The organism is Streptomyces globisporus, assembly GCF_003501885.1.
Taxonomy (GTDB): domain Bacteria; phylum Actinomycetota; class Actinomycetes; order Streptomycetales; family Streptomycetaceae; genus Streptomyces; species Streptomyces globisporus_D.
Genome location: NZ_QWFA01000287.1, coordinates 1 through 6,158 on the forward strand (window position 1 = coordinate 1; position 6,158 = coordinate 6,158).

The window sequence follows — 6,158 nt, forward strand, 5'->3', positions numbered from 1 at the left end:
GCCCCGCCGGCACCCTCGGCGGCGGACAGGTGCGTAGGCGGCCGGGGCGGCGGGCGGTGCCTCGCCCCGTACGGCGGCACGGGCGGCGTCCGGACCGCCGGGGCCCGCGGGCGCGGGGCCCTGGGGAGCATGGAGGTCCGGCCCCGGTACGTACCCCATCGGGGCGGCGCCGACGGGCGGGGCGGCGAACGTGGCGCCGGCGGCGGCGGCCGAGGCCCCGCGCTCCAGCCGGTCGAGCCGGGCCTGCAGGGAGCGCTCGTCGTCGTAGGCGGCGGGCAGCAGGACCCGGGCGCAGATCAGCTCCACCTGGAGGCGGGGCGAGGTGGCGCCGCGCATCTCCGTGAGCCCGTCGTTGACGAGGTCGGCGGCGCGGCTGAGCTCGGCGGCGCCGAAGACGGAGGCCTGGGCCTGCATGCGCTCGACGACGTCGGCGGGGGCGTCGATGAGCCCCTTCTCCCCGGCGTCCGGCACGGCGGCGAGGATCACCAGATCCCGCAGCCGCTCCAGGAGGTCCGCCACGAACCGACGCGGATCGTTGCCGCCCTCGATGACCCGGTCCACGACCTCGAAGGCGGCGGCCCCGTCGCCGGCGGCGAAGGCGTCGACGATCGAGTCGAGCAGGGAGCCGTCCGTGTACCCGAGGAGCGAGGTGGCCATGGCATACGTCACACCGTCGTCGCCCGCACCGGCCAGCAGCTGGTCCATGACGGACATCGAGTCACGCACGGACCCGGCCCCGGCGCGCACGACGAGCGGGAGGACGCCGTCCTCGACCGGGCTGTTCTCCCGCCCGCACACATCGGCGAGATAGCTGCGCAGGGTGCCGGGCGGCACCAGCCGGAACGGATAGTGGTGCGTACGCGACCGGATCGTCCCGATGACCTTCTCGGGCTCGGTCGTCGCGAAGATGAACTTGAGGTGCTCCGGCGGCTCCTCGACCACCTTCAGCAGGGCGTTGAAGCCCGCCGGGGTGACCATGTGCGCCTCGTCGATGATGTAGATCTTGTAACGACTGGAGGCGGGCCCGAAGAACGCCTTCTCGCGCAGATCACGGGCGTCGTCCACACCACCGTGCGATGCGGCGTCGATCTCGATGACGTCGATGGAACCCGGCCCGTTCCGCGCGAGGTCCCGGCAGGACTGGCACTCCCCGCACGGGGTCGGCGTGGGCCCCTGCTCGCAGTTCAGACAGCGGGCGAGGATGCGCGCACTGGTCGTCTTTCCACAGCCGCGCGGCCCGCTGAACAGGTACGCGTGATTGACCCGGTTGTTCCGCAGGGCCTGCTGGAGCGGGTCAGTGACATGCTCCTGACCGATGACCTCGGCGAACGACTCGGGGCGGTAGCGGCGGTACAGCGCAAGGGACGACACACCTACGAGGTTATCGGGGCGGACTGACACCCGGCCCCACAGCCACGTCGCGGCAAACGCAAAGGGCCCCCCACGCACCCGCCAGAGCCAACCTACCCTTGCTGCCTTCCGGCCCTGGGGGAGTTCAGTCAGATAGCGCCACGTGAGGGGCTGACGCCCACCTTAGCGGATCCCCACCCCCTCCGGTCCACCCGCCCTCGACCACCGCCCCACCTCGCGAGACCGCCGCGGAACGCCCGCGGGACCTCTGAGGGACCCCTCAAGACGATCTCCGGGGATCGTGTTCGCGAGCACCCTCCAACGTCTTGTATTGTTTGCCGCGGAGGATTCGCCTAGTGGCCTAGGGCGCACGCTTGGAAAGCGTGTTGGGGGCAACCCCTCACGAGTTCGAATCTCGTATCCTCCGCCATTGCTCTCACCGGGCAATACGTCGAAGGCCCCCGCAGCTCGCTGCGGGGGCCTTCGACGTTGGCGGTTGCAGCTCCACCCACCGCCCGTTGTGGCCGGCCCGGCACGCATTGCCGTACATCGCCGCGTTCTGCCCGTTACGCCGCATCATCTGGGTGCAGCCGGCGCACAGCCCGAGCTCCCAGGGCGGGCTGTCTTCGCCTGCCCGGCAGTTACGGTCGACCTCCTGCTCGGCGAAGGTGATCACGCCGTCACCGTCCAGCGCGGCCACTCCCTCGACCGGGCACGTACACCGGAACACTCTCCGTAGCGCTCCTCAGGACCAGGTCCTCGATGAAGACCGGCTTCCTTTCCGGAAGGCACAGCGCCGGGACGAACCAGTCCGCGTGAATCGCGCCACAGTGACCGGCCCTCTCGCTGACGCACATCGCCTTCGTCTCCACCGAAGGGGTGTGGCGGATCGTCGGTGGCGTGGCCGCCGCGCACGAGCGCGTCAAGAAGATCAAGTACTCGGGTGCGAGGGCCCCACCATCAACGGGTCCTGCAGCAGTGGCGTGATCTGCCCGGCCGGTTCGGGCCGTGGAGGACCGTCTGCGAACGCCACCGTCTGCGGTCGGCCGACGGCGCCCGGGAACGTCTGCTCCAGCAGGTCCAGGCCGCGGTCGGCGCCTGAGTGCCGTCTTATGGTTCCGGGATGAGTAACTCTGCTGCGGCTGCGGTCCTCACAACCACCGACCTGGCTGAAGCCGTACGCGCGGTGCGTACCTTGCTGGGCATGGCAGATATCGACCAGGGAGAAGTCGACTTCGAAGCCGTGATCAGGTCGCCGGATGTCCTGGCGCACGTACGTCGCGTACTGCCCGATCTCGAATGGTGGGCGTTGGCCGGCGAACAGCATGGTTCTTCGGAGGCCAACGACAACCCCGCAGACTGTCTGCCGATCCACGTGTTCGACTGGGGGCGTCCGCTGGACCGCGCTGAGCCCTTCGTCGCCGCTTTGGGGCCGGACCCCGCAGCTGTTCGGTGGGATCTGAACGCATGGCCTGCGGTTCCCGACGCCGGGCTGGAAGCGATCTCGCAGAAGTACGCCTACCTCACACTGACAGTGAATTCCCGGGACCTCTACCAGGACGAACCGTCGCAGGATCACACCGTCCACGTTCACGTCCGGGATCGGAACGGCGACCAGATCGACCGCGTCCACTGGCTGGCCGATCAAGTGGGCGGCCGATTCACAGGCAGGGTGGAGTTGGCGCCTCTGTAGCCCGTCAGCAAATAGGCAAGATGGGCGTTTCCATCTGCCTCTGCCGCGTGATCGGCCGGACAAGTCCTAGGTGCAGCAGGGCTCTGACGAGGTCGATCGCGGAGGTTCGATGCCCGCACCCCGGCCGAACAAGCAGGCGCGTGAACACACTTCCCGACACTACGCGACATCGTCGCCGGCAGGTGCGAAAGCCGAGTTCCGTCGAATCCGCGACGGAGGGAATCACGGCACCGCGTTGCTCGGGGCGCTCACCGTGCAACGGTTCGGACGCCGCCCCGAGAACTGCGCGTTCCCCCTATTGGAGCGTCCGGTCGAAACGGAGAGGGCCGATCCGCCGGCGGCGTGACGTCAGGGGCTGGGGCGAGGGGCGTGGTGAGGGCCGGTCTCCCCGCGAACCTGGATCAGGGCATGCGTACCGCTCGTACGCCAAGCCGCGCCGGAGCCTTCCAGAGCGGCCAGCGTCTTCTGCTCCAACCCCACCACCACGTCGGACTTCAGTGTGCGCAGCGCCGCGACCGCCCCGGGGAAGTACGCCGTGCGGTGGGCGAACGGCGTCGTCGCGGCCCACTTCCGATCGCCGACCAGGCGACGGTAGTTGAGGTCGCCCTTCAGGATCGTCAAGGTGGCCGCCCCGAACTCCGCCCGCAGGTCCTCCGGCATCTCCTCGTACGGCAGCGGCGCGCAGAAGAACCGATGGGCTCGGACCTCCAGGCGCCCCGTCGCCATGGCGTCCCAGAGGCGGCTTCCGATGCGGCCCGCCTCGCCGGGCGCATCCAGCAGCCGGCGCAGGCAGTCCACGACGTCGGCCGTCATCGCGTCGGAGACGTAGTACGGGTAGGGCTTCACGTGGAGCACGATCCGCTCGGCATGGCGGCGCAGGAGGAGGTGGTCGATGAGGATCAGGTCCGGGATCAGCTCCCGCCCCGCGTTGTCCGCCACCACGGCGACCGTGGCGCCGGCTCCGGCGGGCAGGAGCTGCCAGAGCAGAGCGCTGTCGTCGGCGACCAAGTCATCGGCGGCAGCACCGGGTGCCGCATCCCCCTCCGTGACGCGGAAGCCCAGGTCCGCACGGTTGCCCCAGACCGAGGCGTGCAGCAGGGCCGTGGCTCGCTCGTCGGCCGGTACGTCGGCGAGCGCGTCCAGGGCGCGGAGCTCCTCGTCCACCGCCGTGCCGCGAAGCTCGGCCTGCTTGAAGGGGGCGAAGGGGTCGACGCCCCGCCACGGGCCCGTACCGAAGTACCCGATGGCGCCGAGGAGCCTGCGGTAGAAGTAGCTCTCCGCCCACAGGAACGGGGCGTCGAACCACGATCGCCCGAAGAACTCCCGCCCCCAGGCCGACCACTGCTCGTGGTCGGGCTCCGAGGGGGTGAGCGGTTCGATCACTCCGTTGGTGTTCTGCTCCAGCAAGGCATCGAGTGCCTCGCGCCGGCGGGGGCCGTACGGGAAGGCGTCCCGTACCTGCTCGATCAGGGCCGGATGGCGCTCGGCCAGGACGCCCCAGGCGAACGAGCCGGGCTCGTTGCTCAGGATGATCTGTGCGTCCTGCTCAGGTGTCGGGCGGGGGCCGCTGCCGGGGCCGTCGTCCGAACTGTGGGCCGACTTCTCCGCCATGGTCCGGGCCTGTCGCTTGCCGCTCACGCGTCCTCGGCCTTCAGCGCCACCAGGCGGCCGGCCATCGCCTCGGGCTGCGACGGTACGGGGGTGAGGCCGAAGTGCTCCACCAGTTCGGTCCGCAGGAAATCGGCGATCTCCGCCTGGTCCGCGCCACGGCGGAGCCTCCCCAGGAGGGGCGCGAGCATGCAGTCGTACTCGTCGGGCACGTCGTCGGCGACGCCGATCGGATCCCACTCGTTGAGGAGCCGCCGCAGGTTCTTCTCGGTCAGTCCGGTTCCGGTTCGCATGGGTGCAGGATGCCACCCGAGGCCGGCCGGGACCGCTCCGGTGCCCCGACCTCGCCGGGCGCTCCGGCTGGGCTGTCGCCTGTGCTCGTCGCGCAGGCGGAGCGCGGAGACGAGGAAGAAGAAGCCCCCGAGGAAGGCGTAACCGGCCAGGCTGGTCAGGGAAGCTCCGTCCTTGCCCGCCTGGGCGATGAACGAGGCGCCGGCGGTCGCGAACAGCCGGGCGGCCCACACCGCGGCGAACCCGAAGCGCAGGAAGTACAGCTGCGGAGGATGGTCGGGACGCTGGTGGCAGGGATCCGACGAGGGTGCCCATGGACGTGCCTTTCAGGGAAGCCGAGTTCGCATCGCTGCCCACCCCATCCACCAGGCCGTCCTGGCCCACCGCCAGTTATTCCTGGAGGCCGTCACCGAGTTGCCGGCGCAGGTCGGTGACGAGCCCGCCGACGGAGCCGGCCGGCAGGCACCTCGTCATGCTCCGCGACGGCGCCATGGCCGCAGGCCGCCTCTCCGACCCGAAGCCGATCGCCGAGACCTTCCTCCTGGGCGTCGAGGGAATCCTGCGGGCGCGGGGCGCCTGAGGGGCTCTGCTGTGGATGAACCCCTCGGCGGGCGGGTGCCGAGGGCAACTACAGCCCTTTTCGGACAACCCTGCGCCAATCGGGGGACCGGAGACAACCCGAAGCACCCGGGTCGGCCTCTCACAGGCCGGACACGGCGTCGCCACAGGTGAGTTGAGTTTGGGGCCGTGCTGATCGTCCACGTTCCATCGCGCACTCGGAAGCCGGAAGTACGAGGAATGATGACCAGATCCCCGCAGGGCCGTACCAACCGCCTCACCCGCCCCTCGATCGCCGTGGCGCGCCCGACGCCAAGACGGCCGAGCCGACGCCGAAGCTCAGCCTGATCGCCGCGTCCACCTCGGTGACGCTCGACTCGTGGAAGGACGATCCCGGTGTCTATCTCGACCTCGGGACCTACCTGACCTCGGAGAACGGCGCCTTCGAGCTCAAGGTGACCCGTAAGTCGTACAAGGATCCGGTCGTCGCCACGCAGGTGCTCCGGAACGGGAAGAAGACCACGACCAAGGCGCTGCCCGCCGGGCTCGTGAAGGACTTCTCCGGGCTGCCGGGCTTCGCGCAGATCTCGGTCACCGACGCGGCCGGCAAGACCGTGCTGAAGCAGACCGAGGCCTTCTGCCCCAACAACGCCTCCGG

General features: G+C 70.0%; 5 protein-coding genes, 1 tRNA gene, 1 other RNA gene and 3 pseudogenes. 5 read left to right on the forward strand and 5 right to left on the reverse strand.

Translation table 11 applies throughout. The features are described 5' to 3' along the window. Both D3105_RS31940 and ffs read right to left on the reverse strand, forming a co-directional pair. A partial coding sequence (locus tag D3105_RS31940) for a DNA polymerase III subunit gamma and tau (protein ID WP_118906350.1) occupies positions 1 to 1,371 on the reverse strand: 1,371 nt, incomplete at its 3' end. A 58-nt stretch (positions 1,372 to 1,429) separates the two neighbouring features. Then, positions 1,430 to 1,526, reverse strand: an RNA gene (gene ffs, locus D3105_RS31945) — signal recognition particle sRNA small type. A gap of 166 nt (positions 1,527 to 1,692) precedes the next feature. Between ffs and D3105_RS31950 the strand changes: the two genes are divergently transcribed. Beyond that, a tRNA-Ser gene (locus D3105_RS31950) sits at positions 1,693 to 1,780 on the forward strand. Positions 1,781 to 1,786: 6 nt separating this feature from the next. Here D3105_RS31950 and D3105_RS35590 read toward each other — a convergent pair. Further along, positions 1,787 to 2,050 (reverse strand): hypothetical protein, encoded by a 264-nt coding sequence (locus D3105_RS35590; RefSeq protein WP_240647098.1) that lies wholly within the window; start codon positions 2,048 to 2,050, stop codon positions 1,787 to 1,789. A gap of 279 nt (positions 2,051 to 2,329) precedes the next feature. Here D3105_RS35590 and D3105_RS35595 point away from each other — a divergent pair. Beyond that, positions 2,330 to 2,434: pseudogene (locus D3105_RS35595) on the forward strand (IS5/IS1182 family transposase); the annotation flags it as partial. A gap of 39 nt (positions 2,435 to 2,473) precedes the next feature. Further along, the gene (locus D3105_RS31965; RefSeq protein WP_123947598.1) at positions 2,474 to 3,043 is read left to right on the forward strand and encodes a hypothetical protein; all 570 of its coding nucleotides are present in this window, start codon (positions 2,474 to 2,476) and stop codon (positions 3,041 to 3,043) included. Positions 3,044 to 3,391: 348 nt separating this feature from the next. Here the strand turns inward: D3105_RS31965 and D3105_RS31970 are convergent, their stop codons facing one another. After that, positions 3,392 to 4,681 (reverse strand): damage-control phosphatase ARMT1 family protein, encoded by a 1,290-nt coding sequence (locus D3105_RS31970; protein WP_412080923.1) that lies wholly within the window; start codon positions 4,679 to 4,681, stop codon positions 3,392 to 3,394. Next, a complete protein-coding gene (locus D3105_RS35600) occupies positions 4,678 to 5,175 on the reverse strand; it encodes a hypothetical protein (protein WP_240647099.1) in 498 nt (165 codons plus the stop codon). The genes D3105_RS31970 and D3105_RS35600 overlap by 4 nt, the downstream gene beginning before the upstream one ends. Positions 5,176 to 5,248: 73 nt before the next feature. Here D3105_RS35600 and D3105_RS31980 point away from each other — a divergent pair. Next, positions 5,249 to 5,522: pseudogene (locus D3105_RS31980) on the forward strand (TetR family transcriptional regulator); the annotation flags it as partial. A 218-nt stretch (positions 5,523 to 5,740) separates the two neighbouring features. Continuing rightward, positions 5,741 to 6,158: pseudogene (locus D3105_RS31985) on the forward strand (lysyl oxidase family protein); the annotation flags it as partial.

Excerpts from the sequence above, each read along its gene's own strand:
- D3105_RS31965 (WP_123947598.1), top strand. The coding sequence starts at position 2,474 with ATGAGTAACTCTGCTGCGGCTGCGGTCCTCACAACCACCGACCTGGCT.